We start from the raw sequence: 17,663 nt of genomic DNA, 5'->3' as shown, positions 1-17,663 counted from the left end.
ACTCATAGAATTGCAGGCGACGTACCAGTTTGGGCTGTGCACTTTTTTGGGACTGTAGAGATTCGTAAACAAGCCATATAAAAAACGAAAACTACGTTAGAAAAATTTCAAGCACGATTAAAGATCAATCCTAAAATATGACATATAAAGTGTTGATATGTCAAAATTATAAGAATATAATACCAACGTAAAGGTAAAAAATTGAAAAATAGGAGGTTTAATAATGTTAATGAAGAAAATACATATTCTAACGTTATCAGCATCACTTGTTACATTATTTTTCTTCCAAGGGGTGATGACACCTGAAGCTTATGCAAAATCTAAGCAAAAAACTATTGACAGTATAGAGTTTAAACAGGATAGCGATAATGATGGATTAACAGACTTTAATGAATTGTTTATTACCAGCACAATAAACAATGATACTAATGGTAATGGGATATTAGATGGTGATGAAGATTATGACGGTGACGGACTTACAAATCTTGAAGAGCAGGAATTGGGAACAAAATTAGATGCTAAAGATAGTGATGGCGATGGTTTAGATGATAAAGTTGAAATAGATAAATACCAAACAAAACCATCAGTTGCAGATACTGATGGAGACGGTCTTAAAGATGGTATTGAAATTTCGTATTTAGGATCGGATCCATTAAATTCTGATGAAAACAACAACAAAAAGTTGGATGGGGATGAGAAACATAAATACACATTTCCAAAAAATGAATTTGGCATAAAAGGCGAAATGATCGGAATTTCAAACGTTCCTCAGAAAGTAATTGTCCGTCAGACACCGGTTCTGTTAGCCCAAAAAATAAGGAGTGCGCTAACTTTCAATATTGTAAGCTTGGATCCAAACATAGAATTTAATCTGTCGATACCGGTTAATGAGAAAGAAAAAAATGAAGACTATGTTTTATATAAATACAATGAAAAGAAAGTTCAGTTAGAACCTATTAAGGAACAAAAGTATTCCAAAAGGACAAATTCAATAGAGGTTGAGTTTGTAGGAGGAGGGACTTTTGTTTTACTATCCAGCAAAGATTTTACAGAATATGTACCAACAAAAGAAGCTAAAAGAGGAAAATTCAAGAGGAAAAAAGGGAAAGTAAAACTTATCAATTTACCACTAGAAATCGACGCTGAGAGCATTGGTGATGATGGGACATTTAAAATTTCAAAGACTGTAAAATATGATGATGATATCAGTCTGGATGGCGAAGCGGATGATGTTGATAACACCCATTTATTGGAGTCTACTTATAAAATAGAAGATGTGTATGAACAGGGGGATGAGACAATAGCTACTGCTACTGCTGTCACCACCCAGTCTGGAAAGACACCCGTTATCTTAGTTCATGGCTTATTGGGAGGGGCTGACACTTGGGGATTTGAAGATAGATGGTATCATATTGGATACGATGAACCTTGGGCCTCTGAACCCATTCGTTCTTATGAAACGATAACTGGAGAAAGCTATAGCACTCATGAAGAAACTACATATTCAAATATTGATGTTCATTCAATAACTGGAATTGTTGATGATGAAGAGCTTGGTCCAATGTTAATTATTGATTACGGGTATACCCCTAATGAAGATATTTTTACATTTATATATAACGCTGATGGTACTTCAGGTTGTGTTAGAACAGCAGCTAACCATCTAAATTCAGTTATTCGTGAGTTGAAAAATAGTGTATTCAGTAGTTCAACGCAGGATGTAAATCTGGTTGGGCATAGCATGGGAGGCTTGGTTTCTCGGTATTTAGTTGAGAATATCAGAAGCGCAGATGTTGAAAGGGTGGTTACCTTGGGGACTCCGCATTTTGGAAGCGATCAGGCACCTTTTGGAGATTTAGATAGAGATGATAGTGAATTGTGGAATGGTTCCAGGAAGCTTGAAAATGATTTCAGCAAACCACTTATTGGTTTTGCTGGATGGAACCCGAGCTATAATACACTGGTTGGGGATTTTGGCGATATAAGAAACATATATCAGACTGGACTAGGGGTTGGACCGACAAAAACTTATTCGAGTTGGAATGAATATGTAAATGAAAAGTATTATGATAAAACGGGAGATTATCCTTTGTACGGAGATATTGAAGATGGTCCAGTAAATATTGATTCAGCTCTTGGCTCGGATTATGACCCAGAGGAAGACTTCGGTGATTCTCCAGTAGAAATGAATACTAGATTCCTGATTTGGGATGATGAGTTTGGAGGACATAGTACAATGCGTAAACACCCAAGAACACCATACTATGTAGAAAAAGCGTTAACAGGAGCATATGACGATCGCTCTAAAAATTAAATAAGCATGGGAAATAAAAAAGAGGGAGGAAAATAGCTTGGCAGTTCATTTCCTCCCTTTACTTTAGTAAAAATGTGGATTTGTTGAAAACAATAACAAGGAGTAATATATGGACAAAATCATGTCAAAAATAATTGCAATATATGCAATCATATGGTTAACAGTTCTAGCTATTATTATAGCAACCCAAGAAGAAATAACATTATACTACGCTTCAATAGGTACATTTGTTATCGGGTTGATCGTTTTGATTGGCTTGTTCGCTTTAAAAAAAATACTCCATATTCGCTCTGCCGATAATAAAAAACAAGAAGTTTTATGGGGCATTATTTTTGCCTTATTATTTGTTGCGTTAATTCTTTTTGTAGTCGTTATGACAGCACTGTTTTAGGCGAATGGATCCGATTAAAGGCTCGAAATCACTAAAATTTTGCTTGGCGATTCTAGTTTATTATCCCCTCGCTATTAAATCGCAATATATACCCCATGCAGAGTGCTGGATGTTATTTGTTATGTCGACTCTTTTCCTGACCACTATTTAGTGGAAAGTAACGTGATTTACACAGGAGCGACCTGCTAAGGCTGATCTTGCCGAACTTGTGTCAGATTATTTAGTGGAAATGATCGACTGGGAAGGTCAGATTGACTTCGGACAACGAATGGCATGGAGCGACTCAACGAAGAAATTCGCCGACGAGAACGTGTCATTCGCATATTGCCTAACCGTGAATCGGTTATCCGCCTAATCGGAGCTTTACTTATGGAGATAGACAAAAAATGGGCAGGCGGCAAAAAGTATCTCGATATGGGAGAGTACTTAGAATGGCGAGAAATGCAGGCCACAACTGCGTTGTCTAAAGTGATTCGTGTTGGCTGGTTTATTTCTCTAACCGTGGGGAATTTACACACAAAGATGAACTTGATCCTCTGGCAAAGTGGTACAATGATGGTTACACAGTCTACGGGTATGAAATGGATAAAGCTACAAATTGATTTATGCAGAGAATTCACCGTCGTTTCTTGGCGACGGTGAATTTTTTGAAAGATAATAAATAATTAAGATGGAAAGGGACGGTGAGGTTCAATCATGAAAAATCCGTGGAGATTGCTTTTTTTGGCTTGGCTGGCGCGGTGGTTCTCGGTGTGACAGCAGTCGTGCTGCTTGTGAATCGGATCGGATACGACAATTTGCAACTGCTGCTTACGCTGAAGCAAGCCGATCGCGATTACCTCATGCCCATGCACATCTTAAACACAACAGATCAACCTCTCGTTCCGGTCACAGTCACCCCGGAAGGGCATGGCATATATCTGACGGACAAACGACGCAGCTCTGATGTTCTAACACTTCTGCAAGAGCGAATGAACAAGGAAGGCTGGACCTACGACACACAAATGGGCAGCGGTTATCTGTTTACAAAGGAGCAGCAGAACGTAATCGTGGAAACAACCATATGGAACCGTAATTACGTGAAAATTACCATTCCAGGCAACGTCGTAACGCTTGCAGAGTAAATCTACAGGCGCTGGACGTGCTGCAACCCACCGTTCTCAACGTGCTGCATTGCCTGTACGCTGAGCTGACCTGCCGGATTTTTGGCGACACAGCCGCAACCGGGCCCGCCGCTGGTGTGACGACGAGATGGGCAACAACCACAAGAAAGTCGGCCGGTTTCGCGAGCGGCAGAAAAATAAAAGGGGAAGCTGAAAGAGGCTTCCCCTTGGCTTGTTTTTATCCTTTCACAAACACCGTCTTGATCGCGGTGAAAAACTCGATGGCCGCCTGACCCTGCTCGCGGGAGTGGGAGCTGGACTGCTTCATGCCGCCAAACGGGGCCTGCAGCTCCACACCCGCGCTCTCGGCGTTGATGCGCACCAGGCCGGCGTCCATGTCGCGGATAAATTCCAGCATGTTGCCGATGTCCCGGGTGAAGATGGAGGCGCTGAGTCCAAAGCGGGAATCATTGGCCAGCTGCAGGGCTTCCTGCAGGGTGTCCACTTTCATCAGCGCCAGCACCGGGCCGAAAATCTCCTCCCGGGCGATGGTCATGTCCGGCGTTACGTTTTCAAACACAGTCGGCTCCACGTAAAATCCGTGTTCCAGGCCGGGCGCGGTCACGCGTTTTCCGCCGCACAGCAGTACGGCTCCTTCTTCGAGCCCTTTCTGGATGTAGCCGAGCACTGTCTGCATCTGCCGTTCGCTGGCGCACGGTCCCATCCAGGTGTCGGGGGCGAGGCCGTCGCCCACTTTCAGAGCGGCCACCCGTTCCAGCAGCTTTTGCTTGAACGCGTCGTAAACGGCGCTCTGGACGATGACGCGGCTGGTGGCCGTGCACTTCTGGCCGGTGGAGCGAAGACCGCCGCTTACCGTCGCCTCCACGGCCAGATCGAGGTCGGCGTCGGCCGCGACGATGACCGGATTTTTGCCGCCCATCTCCAGTTGGTACTTGGCTCCCCGGGCGAGCGCTCCCAGGCCCACCTGCCTGCCCACCTGATCGGAGCCGGTGAACGTAACGGCGGCGATGCCGGGATGATCGACGATTCCCTGGCCGATGACCGAACCCGCGCCGGTCACCATGTTGACGACCCCCGGGGGCAGCCCCGCTTCGTCCACGCATTCCATCAGCTTGGCGGCGGTGACAGCGGTCTCCTGTGCCGGCTTGAAGACGACCGTGTTGCCGTAGACGATGGCCGGGGCAATTTTCCAGATGGGGATGGCGACGGGGAAGTTCCAGGGCGTAATCACGCCCACGACGCCCAGCGGCACACGGCTGGTAAACATCAGCCCTTCGCTGTCGGTGGAGGGGATGACGTCGCCGATTTTGCGCATGCCTTCCCCCGCGTAATAGCGCAGGATGGCCACGCCGCGGGCCGTTTCACCTTTCGCTTCCGGCAGTGTTTTGCCCATCTCCCGCGTCATGGTTGCCGCGATGTCGTCGAGGTGCCGCTCCAGCACGTTGGCCAGGCGGTACAAGTATTCGCCGCGGGCGGGACCGGAGAGCTTCCGCCAGGCGATTTGTGCCGATTGGGCCGCTTTCACCGCCTGATCCAGATCCTCGGCTGTCGATTTTTGCACGTATCCGATCACCTCGTGTCGGTTGGCCGGATTGATGCTCGCCTCCACCTGGTTGGACGCGGACGGCCGCCACTCGCCGCCGATGTAGTTTTGGTAGGTTTGCGCTTGTGTATGAACGCTCACGATGATTCCTCCTCTCAACGTATGGTTTTACAGGGAAACAACTGCTAGAACGTGGGGCCGATCCGCCAGATGCCGAAGTCGTGCTGCTTCAGGATTTCCGCTTTGGTCAGCTTGCCGGAGCAGACGTGGACCAATTCGTCAAAAATCCGCTGCCCCACGGATTGAAGCGTTTCTTTTCCTTCGATGATCGTGCCTGCATTCAGGTCGATGTTGTCCCCCATTTTCTCGAAAATGGGCGTGTTGGTGGCGATTTTGATCACCGGAGCGATCGGTGAACCGGTAGGCGTGCCGCGGCCGGTCGTAAACAGCACCACCTGTGCTCCTCCAGCCACCATGCCGGTCAGCTGCTCGATGTCGTGTCCGGGGGTATCCATCCAGACCAGGCCTTTTTTGGTCGGCCGCTGGGCGTAATCAATCAGCTCCTGCAGCGGCCGGGTGCCGGCCTTGTTGGCCGCGCCCAGGGACTTTTCCTCCAGAGAACTGAGGCCGCCCTTGATATTGCCGGGACTGGGGTTGCCGGTGCGGATGTCCACGCCCATCTGGATGGAGCGCTGTTCCATGGCGTGGATGACTTCGTAGACGCGCTTGGCCACCTTGTCGTCCACGGCGCGGTTGGCCAGCAGATGTTCCGCGCCGATCAGCTCCGTCGTCTCCGCCAGGATGGAGGTGCCGCCAAGGTCGACAATCATGTCGCTGACCACGCCGACGGCCGGGTTGGCGGACAGACCGGAGCAGGCGTCCGAACCGCCGCATTCCGTTCCGACGATCAGTTCGCTGAAATCGCACGGCTCCCGCCGCAAGACGGATGCGTCCTGCACCATCTTGGCAGCTATTTTTGCGCCCTGTGCGATCGCCGTCAGCGTGCCGCCGTGATCCTGGATGGAGACCAGTTCCACCGGCTTGCCCGTCTTGGCGATTTCCTCGGCTACGCTCCGCGCCTGATGCGTTTCACAGCCGAGTCCGAGGACGACGACGCCGTAGACATTAGGGTTGGCGCCCATTCCGACGTACGTGCGAAACGTCTGCTCGTAGTCGCTGCCCACCTGGGCACAGCCGTGCTGGTGGATAAACGAGACGGTCCCCTGCACCAGTTCGGTAATCTGCCTGGCCGCCTGTGTGGCACATGTAATCGTGGGCAGAATCAGGACGTGGTTGCGCACGCCGACGCGGCCATCCGGACGGCGGTATCCCCAAAACGTTGTGTCATGCTTCATGAGCGATTTTGTCTCCTCTCCCGCGTTTTCCTTCCAAATTGTGCACATGGACGTGTTCGCCGGGGGCGATGTCACGGGTCGCGACTCCGATGACCTCCCCGTATTTCACGATGTCCTCTCCCTTTCCGATCGGGCGGACGGCAAACTTGTGCCCGAATTCAATCGCCTGGCGGAGCGTCACCGTATGCTGCACGTCCAGACAGGAAACGGTGACGCGGCTGTCTGCCGGTATGGGTTCGAGGGCCGTGGCCACGTTGTCATGCGGCTGCATCATGATGGCGCGATAGGCGGACATGGACAAGCCTCCTTTCCGTATGTAACACGGGGGATGGAAATACCGGGATGTCGGGTGCAAGAAAGGGACGTGTAGGCATGTTCGGCAGAACGTCTGAGTAGTTTTATAATATAAAACGACATACGACAATATCGTATAATGGTTGGCAATTTTTATGATAGAGCAAATGGAAGCGCAATTGCAACTGTTTTCTGAATAAAAAATATTTTCAAATTTGGTGATTGTTTGGTGCGAAAATCGTTGCTATGATGAGAGTAATCATGATATAAAACCTGGTTTTACATACAAGAACCAAAGGAGGAAGGCTGCTCTGTGATTGGAGCAGATGAGTCCCGCCTGATGATGGAATCACCCTTGTACATCGACAGCGGGTTCGTGTTTGCATACATGCCAGAAGACAGACGGGGGGAGTAAGATGAAGCTGTTGACCTTTTATGCGGAGCGCGGCCTGACGCTTGGCGTCAAGACGGACCGCGGTGTGCTGGACGTAGCGGCATCGGTGGAGCGGCACGGCGGAACGGCTGCTGTTCCGCAGACCATCCGTCAGTTTCTCGAGGGAGGGGAGGAGGCGTTTCAGGCGCTTGCGGCCCACGTCCGCCGCATGGAGTCAGCGGGGGAGGCGCAGCTGTTCCTGGACGAAGAGTCGCTGCGCTTCGGGCCGTGCGTGCCGGAGCCGGGCAAGATCATCTGTGTGGGACTGAACTACCGGAAGCACGCGGAAGAGTCCAACATGGCCGTGCCCGAATATCCGGTGCTGTTCAACAAGTACAGCAACGCGCTGGCCGCGCACAACGACGAGATCACGCTGCCCGCGGAAGCGCAGCAGGTGGATTACGAGGCGGAGCTGGCCATCGTGATCGGCAGGCGGGCCAAGCGGGTAAAGCGAGAGGAGGCCCTCTCGTACGTGGCCGGGTACTGCAACGCAAACGACCTGTCCGCCCGCGACCTGCAGATGCGCACCAGCCAGTGGCTGCTGGGCAAAAGCTGTGACGGCTTCAGTCCGCTAGGTCCCTACCTGGTCACCTCCGATGAAGTGGGCAATCCCAACAATCTGGAGATCACCTCCTTTGTCAACGGGGACGTGCGGCAGCACTCCAATACTTCGGACATGATTTTTGCCTGCGACGAAATCGTTCACTACATCTCCCGGTACATGACCCTGGAGCCGGGGGATGTCATCCTGACCGGTACGCCGGAGGGCGTGATCCTCGGCTATCCCAAGGAGCGGCAGGTGTGGCTGAAGGACGGGGACGTGGTGACGATCGAGATCGAAAAGCTGGGCCGTCTCACCAACCGGATGAGGCGGGAGGCGTAATCCGGAGGGAAATCTGTGCAGCCGCGACAGAAAAACCGGACCAGTCAATGGTCCGGGTTCCGTTTGTAGACAAAGTCCGTGGCGCATGGGTGATTGGGCCCGCTCGCTCTCTTGACGACCAGTAAAGAAGTGGATAGCGCCCGCTCCCAAACGCGACGCGGGCAGGGGGCAAACCGAGCCTCTGGACTGGATTTTATGGGAAGATCGGTTTCTAGCGAGACCTTACTAAAAAATGAGCAGTTGTCATCAGTCTATTCTAGCTATTTTATCACGACAAACTTCATGCGACTATTTTGACCATTTCTTTCAATTATTCCATAAGACAGATACTCTCCAGACCTAAATAGTTTCGTCGTGATTATTTTTTCTTCCAATAAACCTTGGTGCTTGCCTGTTTTCAGATTGGCAATAAAAACTCGGTTCATTCCATAGCGATAAATCAGAAAATCGTTCTTAATAAAGGGGGTATCGTTCGTCAAGGTTTTTGATTTTCCAGAAAATCTGTATTTTACTTTTCCGTCCTGCAATGAAGCTACGGATACTTTTCCCTCTTCAGTCCATACAAACCAGTTCCCATGAACGTTGAAATCAATGATGCGTTCACCAATTAACAAATCAACAGCTTTGGAACGATCATAAGGAAACAAAGTGATGACATAACTCTTTTGTGACTTTCCGTCCTTATTTTGGTACTTTGACTGTTGGATGACTAGTCCTCGATCAGTGGGGGTTTGTACTGCAAAATAATATCCGTCCCGACCATCTTTTTCGCTTAGTTTTGTTTCTGCAATAACCTCTATAGCTTTCTGGCGATCTTGATGCAGGATCATCGCCTTACTTGTTACGATTTGGTTCTCTACCTCATACTCGATCCAAGTAACTTTTTTTCCGTAAACCCGCAGGATAGGAGGATCTGTACCGTCCTGACTTATGCCCTGCTTGATCATTTCAATTTTTTTATTCCCTAAGTCCATGGACATGATCCTCCACTTTAGTTCTAGGGAGGGATTTCTGTCATATTCTACCCAATATAAAACGTTATCAATTCCCACTAAAGAATTAATGATAAAAAATGGAGGGGCACTATATATTTTTTCATATTTCTTACTACTCCGGTCAAACAGTCCGACAAACGACTGTTGGAGCTTACTGTCGTCCATATCGAAAGCAATCACTCGATCGTTTACAAACTGTGGTGCGGTTGGAGCCCAGCGAAAATCAGGACTTTCTACTACATACTCCTCAATCTGGAACGGATAAGAAAATTCCTCAACGGAGTTAATTTCTACATCGGGGGTCTCTTCAATATTGATTAATGTTCGACCATCCTCAACTGTTTTCATTTCTTTGTTCTCAATTATCTCATCATCAGTTTCATTCGAAGTTGTCATTTGATGGTTATCATACTGGGTATACCAAATTCCAAAGGCTGCTAATACCATTACTCCAGCAATTGCAACAATTGTAATCGTCCGTCTCCCCATTTGATTTCCTCCATTCGCAAAGATAGGAGTCCTAGGAGGAATATTTTTCCCCCTAGGACTCTAACTACTCACCAAATCATAGCTTGTCTGAAGTGTGCTTGGTTGGCTTCCCAAATACCGTCTGCAGGATGCCATACATTACCAAGGGTTACACCGCGATTACCTTGGTCAAAAGGATCTGTGATACGAATTTCCCAATCATCCCAGTCATACCCTGAGGTGTTTACGATGTGTCCTGCAACGGACCTGGTATATTTGGGCATATAATCCGGGTCAATCTTCAAATCGAGTATGCTAGGATATCCGTTGTCGATTCCCCATTCAATTTTATCATTAAATTTACTTTGTTCATCGGAATCATGAGTTGTGTAAACATAATAATTTTCATCCTGATGATCATTTAATACGTCATCCACAACAGAGAAGACTGTACCGTCTTTAGTTGTACCAAGTTCGTCGGCATAGTAACGTTGACTTTTCGATGTGCCATTGATGTAATCCAGTACCTGTTTAACGGTGGCAGGACCACACCAATAACTTGTCTCCTGTTCGAAACTTGGGACCGAGATGACTCGAAAAAGACCTAAAGCAGATACTTTCCCTTCCGATTCCGCTGCTTCTCTCTTGTTAGTAATGTGTTCTCTTACCTTCCTCAATTTTTCTTTTTCAGCTTTTACCTGTTTTTCAGTCTTAACATCTTCGATCATTCTAGGATCATCACCAGTTCCTTCTCCCATTACAGTTTGTGGGAGCAAAAGCGCTGTGAATATAGTAGATGCTAGAGCAACTCGAGGAATCAGTTTACGTTTTTTCATTAATTCCACCTCCATCTATTAATCAAATAATACATAAGAAAATTATGAAAATTCTTGATTTGTTGATATATTCACCTCCATTAATACTCAATTAATAGGAATAAGGACTGGTACCAGCAAGTAATATGTTAGTTCGAAAGAATGAGATTGTCAACCAAAACATGGAAATTTATAAATCATCATCCATTTTTGGATACAGACTCTTGATCCCCGCCGTAGTAGATCAATACATCCAGCAGGATTGCCTCCGTCACCGAAGGTCCTGGATCTGCCTATGGATGCAATGGATAAGTGTTTGTATGCGTTACCGCATGCTTCGTTCGCATAGTCTTTCTCACAGCATAACACTGGAAATTGCAAACACCTAAAAGGAGGCATGGTGGACAACAAAAACACTACACATGAACAAAGCCCTTGGCATTGCCTACTGGCAACAACAAGGGCTGATGAGTTTGATATAGCGATATTTCACACTTCACCAAGTTTTGTCTGCGCTATTGGGTATTGGCAGCATCGTCCGTGCTGGAGGAGTCGCCATCCGCGGAATCATCGGAATCAGACGAGTCTTGATCCGCCGACTGGTCCGAATCAGAGCCGTCAGTGGAGTTGTCCGGGGCCGTAGTGTCTTTGTCCGAGGCATTGTCCGCACCCGACGTTCCTTCGCCCGTCTGGTCCGTTGCGTCCGGTGCAGTGGAGTCTGCCGGTTGCGCCTGGTCTGCATTGTCGTCGATGATGATGATCTGTCCGTCTTTTTGCCAGTCGACCTTGGCCTCCAACTGTTCGCTGATCAAGCGAATCGGCAGGTAGAGGCTGCCGTTTTTCACAACGGGCGCGGCGTCGGTCGTGAGCCTGTTGTTGTTCGTTACCGCCACGTTTTTGTTCACCGTAAGCGAGATTGTGCGGTCTCCGCGGGTTACGGTGACGATCCCTGTAGTCTCATCCCAGCGCACATCCGCGTTCAACGCCTCGCGGATGACCCGCTCCGTCACCAGCGCACGTCCGCCTACGATAAACGGCGCCTGATCCAGCGTGAGTTCCACGCCGTTGACGAACGCTTTGATACCCGTCACGTTCGCCTTGATGTACAGCTGGCCCAACGTTTGAAACGGCTCGGTATTTCCGGCCTGATAGGTTCGCTTCAGCAGTTCCTTTTGCACCTCGATGGCCTGCGGCAGATCGGAGATGTCGACGAGTGCGTTGACCAGCTCCTTGTACGTGGCTGCCACCTGCTCTGTCACCTCAGGTGCGTCTTTCAACTGCTGGCGGAGTTTGCTCAGTTTTTCCGCATCCTGCACTGCTTCCTGGACAGTCAGAGTGATGTTTGACTGATCGGGTGCAGTTGCGGAGGGAGTTGTTGTATCGTCTTCGGTCTGTGAGGGCTTGTCCGCCGACGATTGCTCATCTGTGTTTGCCGATGTGTCAGTGCCGGTTTCATCCGTCGTCGCGGCAGCATCTTCGCTCTGCACTTCGGCATAGACCGCTGGATTTTGGTTCGCCAGCTCTTCCGCTTGTGCCAGTGCTGCAGGTACGGCGCCCATCATCAAGGCAGCCGTGAGAGAGGTCGTTACGATCTTTTTCATCTGTAATCCTCCTCCTTCTCGCAAATGATGTCGTTGTTTCGTGACAGTGCCATTCTACCAAATACTGCTAGTGGGAAAATGATCGAATAGACCAAAAAATTTATACAGCCTTGGTCCTTCGCATGCTGGCTCCAACCGGGGCAGGAACAGGCACATCTTCACCCGAATCATGTCGGTTCAGTCAAATGTTCATGATCGGTTGGTACGAGAAAACGTTGTGCGGAAGCCTCCTAAAACTGGAAGGACAGTGCAGTTCGTCGGGAGGGAGAGAAGGCGAAGGGAGAGGAGAAAAAAAGGAGCAGCCGCTTGTCCATATTCTGGCAAATCTAGGACAAATCTCGTGCAGACGCCGATGATATTGAGGAAAAGGAACGCATTTGTTCCAAAAGCAGCCTTTTTTCAGGACAAAAGCAACCGCACCGATGTCGGCAACCGATGCGGTTTTACGCATGGATGAGATAACGGATTTGGCGGTAGCCACCCTGATCAAAACAGCGTATCTCCCGCATTCCCAATCCGTCCGGTCTCGTACGGCGGAGAGATGATGCCGGAGACGACACCGATGATGCGGATGTTTTCCGACGGCAAGACGAGCGGTGCGACGCCCTTTTTGGCGGCGGTAAACACGCACTCCAGCGGATTGACGTCTTCGGCGATGCGGACGATGTACTCCCCCTCCTGCCTCACCAGCACAGGTCTGCCCCGCACCGGCTCCAGTGAATAGTCGGCAATCAGCAGGGCGTTCCCCTCCCGAATCCCGATGTTTGCAAGCCCGTCGTCCCGCATGATCAAGGCGAAACGGGCCACGTGATAGCTGGCCGCAAGCAAATACGGCATCAAATATAGCTCCTCATCCTCCAACGGCAGCTCAAAGAAACGGGTGCTGTAAGCATCACCGGCAATAAACACGCGCTTCATTCCACAACCTCCTCTCATCACCACGCAACAGGATAGCCTTTGGTGTACAGTCTGTTGAGAAAACGTTCAAACCGCTTGTGGGCAAAGTCGAGCGGCACACGAAACGTCCTGGCCAGGTAGCTGGGTGCTTCATAGCGACTGCAATGCCCAATCAGCGAGTCAAACATGTAATACGGCATCAGCAGGTGTTCGGCGAAGTGATTGGCCTGGGCCTCCTGCCAGTCAATCATCAGGTCGCTGCCCAACGGCTGAACCCCTTCATGCAGCAGCAGATGCCCCAGCTCGTGAGCGATTTTGACCCGCCGTGTGGGCTCGTCCAGCCGTTCGTCGACAGCGATCACGAAGCGGCCGGCTTCCTGTGGATGACGGTGCGTGCGGCTCCGCCCGCGGATGCTGCGCAGCTCGATGCCGTAACTGGCGCACAGTTCGGGAAGGTCGATCTGCTCGGGACGCTGGATCCCGTGATGCCGCAGCAGCAGGTATACACGTGATTCCAGCCACGTCTGCGGCTGGCAGATATCAGCTACGAGGAAGTGCATGGAAACCTCCTTTATGCGGAACGTATGTTCGGTTGATGGGTGGAAAGAATGCCCCGTCGCGGGGCTACTTTATCTTTTTGATCTCCTCCGTGATGGCATACAGGGAGGGAGAATGGCTTTCTTTTACATGGTGGGGCTTCATTTGCTTTTTCAAATCGTACCAGTATCGGCGAATCTCTTTTTTCTCTTCTTCGGATGCTTCCAAATACCCGTCGAGAAAATAGTAGTCGTCCGGATCGTCGATTTTTTCCTGGAGCAGCTCGTCCAGTGTCCGTTCGCGCTTATGGTCGTTCGCGGCGGATGGAGGAAGCTGCTCGTCCACTCGCCCGAGCAGCCAGTCGGTCGAGACGTTCAGCACGTCGGCCAACATGGTCAGCATGTCGTTGGGGGGCGAGCTGTGATTGTTTTCGTAGTTGCTGATCGTTCCCTTGGTCGTCCGGACCATTTCCGCCAGACCTTCCTGCGTCAGTCCTTTCGCCCTGCGGGCCATTCGCAAGCGCTGGGACAGCATGGACCATCCATTCCTTCCTGTGAGATGGGTACAAATATATTGTACACAATTGGAGGTTATTAGGAAATATGGTACAAAAAACTTGTATTTCCCCGTTGACATACAAGACTCTTGTACTATATGATGTGAATATCTTCCAATGCAGAACACGTGTTCTTATGTAGTTGTTATGGTGATCCATATTTTTCCTACATGTATGAGAGGAATGTTGGAAAGGGGGAGGGTACATTGAATCAGCAAACATTGACAGAGGAAGAATGCCGCACGGTACTGCGCCGGCTTGCTTGGCGCATCCAATACCAAGCCAGGAAGTACAGACAGCGGGAATGCCTGGGGGCCGAACGGGTTGTGGCCCTGGTATCAACGGACCAGGACATGTCTGCGCTGTACGTCCGGGAAATGTTGGCCGCGATCTCGTCGGACAAGGGCAGGTGGATCGTTCAACGCGTGATCCTGCACGGGTATCCCGAACGGGAAGTGGCTCGCGAACTGGCCATGTCACAGCAGGGGGTGAACAAATGCAAAACGAAAGCGCTGCAACAGCTGCGCACGCGTCTGCAGCATTTGAACGGCTGATGGACGAAGCCCGGAAAGGGGACAATGAAGCGCTGCTCCAGCTGTTGGAATGGTTTGAACCGGAGATTCACGCGCTCGCCCGGTTTATCAAAATGCCGAGAGAAGACAGCATCCAGGAGATCAAGGCGCAGTTTATCGCGTTTATCCGCGAGGGTGAATGACCGTGCGGATGCTCAGACAGCTTGGTTTTGATCGAATGGCATCGCTCATCTGTCTGATTGATGCAAGGTTGGACGGCGGACAAGCCTGTAGAAAAAAGTTTTCCCAAGAAAGAACCGACTGCAGGAGAGTCGGTTCTTTTTTTGTTGCATGGCGGTTGTTGGTTTGCACGCTTTTTTTCCTTCCAAAGTGAAGGGGAAAACAAAACAGGCAGAGAGGCTAGGGATAGGCCTCATCTACCCTGTATCCCTTTTGTTTTCTCCTTTATCCATCTGAACTGAATGGGGGATTTGATAATGGGAAGTTTGCAATCATGCGGACCGTTCGACTGCGCGAAATACGGGTCTCGCGACTTATACAACATCACGTCGTCCGCCATCCAAAAATGGCTGCCGCAGGCGAATGCGGCGGGGAAAGCATACGGCATGAACCCGGCCACTCTTTTGGCGATCGCCTCTGTCGAAACCAATGGTAACCCGACAGCCATTGATCCGACAGGTTCGACGTATGGCATTGTGCAAATCGGCAAAGATCACTTGAACGCGTATAATTGCGCCCACGGCACATCGTATACGTTGAGCGACCTTATTGGCAAGGGAAAAATCGTGGATAACACGACCACCGCCGTACAGGTATCGTTCAACATTCTCGCCCAATACTTGAAAGCCATGACGACCAAAACGAGCAGTTTCAAACTGAGCGCGACGGGATGGAACGGGGCCATGTGCGGATACTCGGGCTCCATTGCACCGTACGGAAGCGGCTGCGGCAACTGGCCCGTTCCTACCAAGGCGTCAGGCTATGGTGAAGCAGCTTACAAGCTCGCTTCCGCCTACAGCCCGTGGTGGATCAATCCCAATACGGGTCAGGCCAGTTCGTTTTACTTCGGTGATTTGAAAGAAGCAAAGAGCGGGGCTTTACCCGTCTACACGACGGTTTGTTTTGGGCCGTAAGGAAAATGCATGGCCGGGAACTGATGCTTCCCGGCTTCAGCGTGTAGACAAAGTCCGTGGGGCATGGGTGATCGGGCCCGCTCGCTCTCTTGACGCCCAGCAAAGAAGTTGGCGGCATCCGCTTCAAAACGCGACGCGGGCAGGAGGCAAACATCTGGGTATTTCGACGAAGTGAGACTTGTGCCCCCTGTATCCCTCGCGTCTTTCGTTTTTCCACTGAGCAGGTCGTCAAAGGAGCTCGCCTGGCCTATCACTCCATGCTGTTTGTTTTTGGATGACAACAGTCACCGTTTTCGTTGGCGCATGCGGATATGTCAATTCCAGTGTATAGTGATCCGGTTTGGCGTTCGGAAAGGGAACCAACCTTCCCACGGGGAAATGGACGGTAAAGGTACCGTCAGGATTGACAGGATAGTCAAACGCGTACATCATATGCTGCTTGTAATTCTCCTGACCGCCATACAATCCGATTTGAAGCGTTTTGCCCGGTTGCACGTAACCGTCGATTTTACCCGCAACAGTGATTTGGTTTTCGGGAAGCGGCAGTGTGAATACGCTCCGTTCTTGAGGTGACAGAATGACGATTTCCGACACTGCTTTTTCTTGGGAGGCAGCCGGTTCGTCCGCGCCTGTTTCCGGAGACGCGGGGGAATAGAGACCACTTACCGCTGCACACAGCACAGCGACGATCTGTATAAGCATCGTTGGTTTTCGCACCTCGATCCATATATGGTTGACATTTATTTAAATTATTTCTAAATGCAAGACGCTTCTGCACCCGGTCATGTTTCTGCGTCGCACAAAAAACATGCGTCGAATGAGCCTTCGCAAGGCTCTTTTCTGTTTGGAAGAAAAAGAGATGACCCGGTTGTTACGCGACCGTGATGTTTTCCTTATATAAGTGAAGCGAGAACGTGGAGTTGAAACCAGTTAAGGAAGGAGGAAGGCGCCATGGAACATACGGTCTTGGACGCGCTGATTCAGCAGGGGCCATTTGCAGCGCTGTTTGTTTGGCTGTTGTTTTACGTGATGAAAACCAACCGCGAGCGGGAAACCCGGCTGCAGGACCTGCTGGACAAGTTCAGCGACAAGTACGATCTGATCATCTGCGAACTGCGGGAAATCAAAGACAAGGTAGGGGAGTGAGATACAGATACGCACGTAAATAGGCCCATCCCCCAGGCCAGCGCACCAGTTGGCATCCATCCTCGATTTGGATAACGAGCGGCGCGGGAAACCAGCGGAAATCTCCAATTTCCAATCCGTCAAATTTCTATTATGATAATGAATAAAGAAATTAATGTGAAAAAAGGGGGCAGGGGATGGCGTCGTTTTTTGATGAACGCAAGGCTTTGCACATGACGCTGCAGGGGCTGCTGGAACAGCGTGCCGCACTGCGGCGACAGTATGTGGATCAGGACAAACAATTGGGATTGGACATCAAGGAATTGTTGGCCCGGATCAGGGAGTTAGATGAACGTGAAAACGCTTACCAAACGAACGTGGAGGCGCCCGCGGCCGAGGAAGTTCCGACGGAAGTGCTGGAGCATTTGCGGAAAAGAAAGACGCCTATCCGTCATGATTACGCGGCCGTGGCCGAACAGGTAGAAGCCATCTTGCGGGAGGCGTCGGCGCCGCTGACGCTGATGGAATTATGCAGCGAACTGAAACAGCGGCACGGCGTGGAGTTTGCCAGTCCGTATATCGGCATCCAAAAAGCGTTGAAGCACCTGCCGCAGGTGAAAGTAGACAAGGACGGCCGCAAGCTGATCTTTTCCCTGAAACGGTGAC

At 50.1% G+C, this 17,663-nt stretch carries 20 protein-coding genes and 1 pseudogene; 11 read left to right on the top strand and 10 right to left on the bottom strand.

The features are described 5' to 3' along the window. Positions 1–223 precede the first annotated feature (223 nt). The 5 genes and pseudogenes from Q7F15_RS15900 to Q7F15_RS15880 all read left to right on the top strand — a co-directional run bounded on the left by Q7F15_RS15900 (position 224) and on the right by Q7F15_RS15880 (position 4,022). Entirely contained in the window at positions 224–2,314 is a 2,091-nt protein-coding gene (locus Q7F15_RS15900) for an esterase/lipase family protein (RefSeq protein WP_212133205.1), read from the top strand. Positions 2,315–2,423: 109 nt separating this feature from the next. Beyond that, a complete protein-coding gene (locus tag Q7F15_RS15895) occupies positions 2,424–2,705 on the top strand; it encodes a hypothetical protein (protein WP_029097907.1) in 282 nt (93 codons plus the stop codon). A 255-nt stretch (positions 2,706–2,960) separates the two neighbouring features. Next, positions 2,961–3,152 (top strand): annotated as a pseudogene (locus Q7F15_RS15890) (transposase); the annotation flags it as partial. Positions 3,153–3,388: 236 nt separating this feature from the next. Beyond that, a complete protein-coding gene (locus tag Q7F15_RS15885; protein ID WP_230077825.1) occupies positions 3,389–3,829 on the top strand; it encodes a hypothetical protein in 441 nt (146 codons plus the stop codon). A gap of 70 nt (positions 3,830–3,899) precedes the next feature. Further along, entirely contained in the window at positions 3,900–4,022 is a 123-nt protein-coding gene (locus Q7F15_RS15880; RefSeq protein WP_212133530.1) for a CGNR zinc finger domain-containing protein, read from the top strand. Positions 4,023–4,046: 24 nt separating this feature from the next. On the opposite strand, the gene gucD is transcribed toward Q7F15_RS15880, so the two are convergent. Genes gucD through Q7F15_RS15865 form a run of 3 tightly spaced genes read right to left on the bottom strand, consistent with a single transcriptional unit; the run spans position 4,047 to position 7,022 of the window. Continuing rightward, complete coding sequence (gene gucD / locus Q7F15_RS15875) at positions 4,047–5,513, bottom strand: alpha-ketoglutaric semialdehyde dehydrogenase GucD (protein ID WP_171566602.1); 1,467 nt, start codon at positions 5,511–5,513, stop codon at positions 4,047–4,049. Positions 5,514–5,557: 44 nt separating this feature from the next. After that, complete coding sequence (locus tag Q7F15_RS15870; protein WP_171566603.1) at positions 5,558–6,727, bottom strand: UxaA family hydrolase; 1,170 nt, start codon at positions 6,725–6,727, stop codon at positions 5,558–5,560. Next, entirely contained in the window at positions 6,717–7,022 is a 306-nt protein-coding gene (locus Q7F15_RS15865) for a UxaA family hydrolase (RefSeq protein ID WP_171566604.1), read from the bottom strand. Before Q7F15_RS15865 ends, Q7F15_RS15870 begins: the two co-directional genes overlap by 11 nt. Before the next feature lie 415 nt (positions 7,023–7,437). On the opposite strand from Q7F15_RS15865, the gene Q7F15_RS15860 reads away from it, so the two are divergent. Beyond that, entirely contained in the window at positions 7,438–8,337 is a 900-nt protein-coding gene (locus Q7F15_RS15860; RefSeq protein ID WP_171566605.1) for a fumarylacetoacetate hydrolase family protein, read from the top strand. Between the two features lie 260 nt (positions 8,338–8,597). On the opposite strand, the gene Q7F15_RS15855 is transcribed toward Q7F15_RS15860, so the two are convergent. From Q7F15_RS15855 to Q7F15_RS15830, 6 genes are all read right to left on the bottom strand, one after another. Next, complete coding sequence (locus tag Q7F15_RS15855; protein ID WP_171566606.1) at positions 8,598–9,821, bottom strand: hypothetical protein; 1,224 nt, start codon at positions 9,819–9,821, stop codon at positions 8,598–8,600. Between the two features lie 68 nt (positions 9,822–9,889). Continuing rightward, complete coding sequence (locus tag Q7F15_RS15850; RefSeq protein ID WP_230077827.1) at positions 9,890–10,636, bottom strand: C39 family peptidase; 747 nt, start codon at positions 10,634–10,636, stop codon at positions 9,890–9,892. Positions 10,637–11,130: 494 nt separating this feature from the next. Further along, on the bottom strand, positions 11,131–12,216 hold the full coding sequence (locus Q7F15_RS15845; RefSeq protein ID WP_304414607.1) for a copper amine oxidase N-terminal domain-containing protein: 1,086 nt from the start codon (positions 12,214–12,216) through the stop codon (positions 11,131–11,133). A gap of 486 nt (positions 12,217–12,702) precedes the next feature. Next, on the bottom strand, positions 12,703–13,134 hold the full coding sequence (locus Q7F15_RS15840) for a LexA family transcriptional regulator (RefSeq protein WP_230077829.1): 432 nt from the start codon (positions 13,132–13,134) through the stop codon (positions 12,703–12,705). A 17-nt stretch (positions 13,135–13,151) separates the two neighbouring features. Then, positions 13,152–13,673 carry an ImmA/IrrE family metallo-endopeptidase gene (locus Q7F15_RS15835; RefSeq protein ID WP_230077830.1) on the bottom strand — a complete coding sequence of 174 codons (522 nt, stop codon included), beginning with the start codon at positions 13,671–13,673 and terminating at the stop codon, positions 13,152–13,154. Between the two features lie 64 nt (positions 13,674–13,737). Further along, positions 13,738–14,184, bottom strand: a complete 447-nt coding sequence (locus tag Q7F15_RS15830; RefSeq protein WP_230077831.1) for a helix-turn-helix domain-containing protein — start codon at positions 14,182–14,184, stop codon at positions 13,738–13,740. A 228-nt stretch (positions 14,185–14,412) separates the two neighbouring features. Between Q7F15_RS15830 and Q7F15_RS15825 the strand changes: the two genes are divergently transcribed. The 3 genes from Q7F15_RS15825 to Q7F15_RS15815 all read left to right on the top strand — a co-directional run bounded on the left by Q7F15_RS15825 (position 14,413) and on the right by Q7F15_RS15815 (position 15,872). Next, on the top strand, positions 14,413–14,760 hold the full coding sequence (locus Q7F15_RS15825) for a sigma-70 family RNA polymerase sigma factor (protein ID WP_171566612.1): 348 nt from the start codon (positions 14,413–14,415) through the stop codon (positions 14,758–14,760). Further along, entirely contained in the window at positions 14,703–14,921 is a 219-nt protein-coding gene (locus tag Q7F15_RS15820; protein ID WP_230077832.1) for a helix-turn-helix domain-containing protein, read from the top strand. The genes Q7F15_RS15825 and Q7F15_RS15820 overlap by 58 nt, the downstream gene beginning before the upstream one ends. A gap of 294 nt (positions 14,922–15,215) precedes the next feature. Further along, positions 15,216–15,872 (top strand): transglycosylase SLT domain-containing protein, encoded by a 657-nt coding sequence (locus Q7F15_RS15815; protein WP_304414606.1) that lies wholly within the window; start codon positions 15,216–15,218, stop codon positions 15,870–15,872. Positions 15,873–16,100: 228 nt separating this feature from the next. Here the strand turns inward: Q7F15_RS15815 and Q7F15_RS15810 are convergent, their stop codons facing one another. Then, on the bottom strand, positions 16,101–16,589 hold the full coding sequence (locus Q7F15_RS15810) for a hypothetical protein (protein WP_304414605.1): 489 nt from the start codon (positions 16,587–16,589) through the stop codon (positions 16,101–16,103). 234 nt (positions 16,590–16,823) lie between these two features. On the opposite strand from Q7F15_RS15810, the gene Q7F15_RS15805 reads away from it, so the two are divergent. Together Q7F15_RS15805 and Q7F15_RS15800 are read left to right on the top strand one after the other, a co-directional pair. Next, complete coding sequence (locus Q7F15_RS15805) at positions 16,824–17,018, top strand: BhlA/UviB family holin-like peptide (RefSeq protein WP_212133520.1); 195 nt, start codon at positions 16,824–16,826, stop codon at positions 17,016–17,018. Between the two features lie 176 nt (positions 17,019–17,194). Then, positions 17,195–17,662: a Rok-like winged helix domain-containing protein gene (locus Q7F15_RS15800; protein WP_171566615.1), complete on the top strand. Its 468-nt coding sequence runs from the start codon at positions 17,195–17,197 to the stop codon at positions 17,660–17,662. The last annotated feature ends 1 nt before the right edge of the window (position 17,663 follow it).

The organism is Brevibacillus aydinogluensis (genome assembly GCF_961514395.1).
Taxonomy (GTDB): Bacteria; Bacillota; Bacilli; order Brevibacillales; family Brevibacillaceae; genus Brevibacillus; species Brevibacillus aydinogluensis.
The sequence above is the reverse complement of the archived record's forward strand: the minus strand, read 5'-3'. Positions and strand labels throughout refer to the sequence as shown.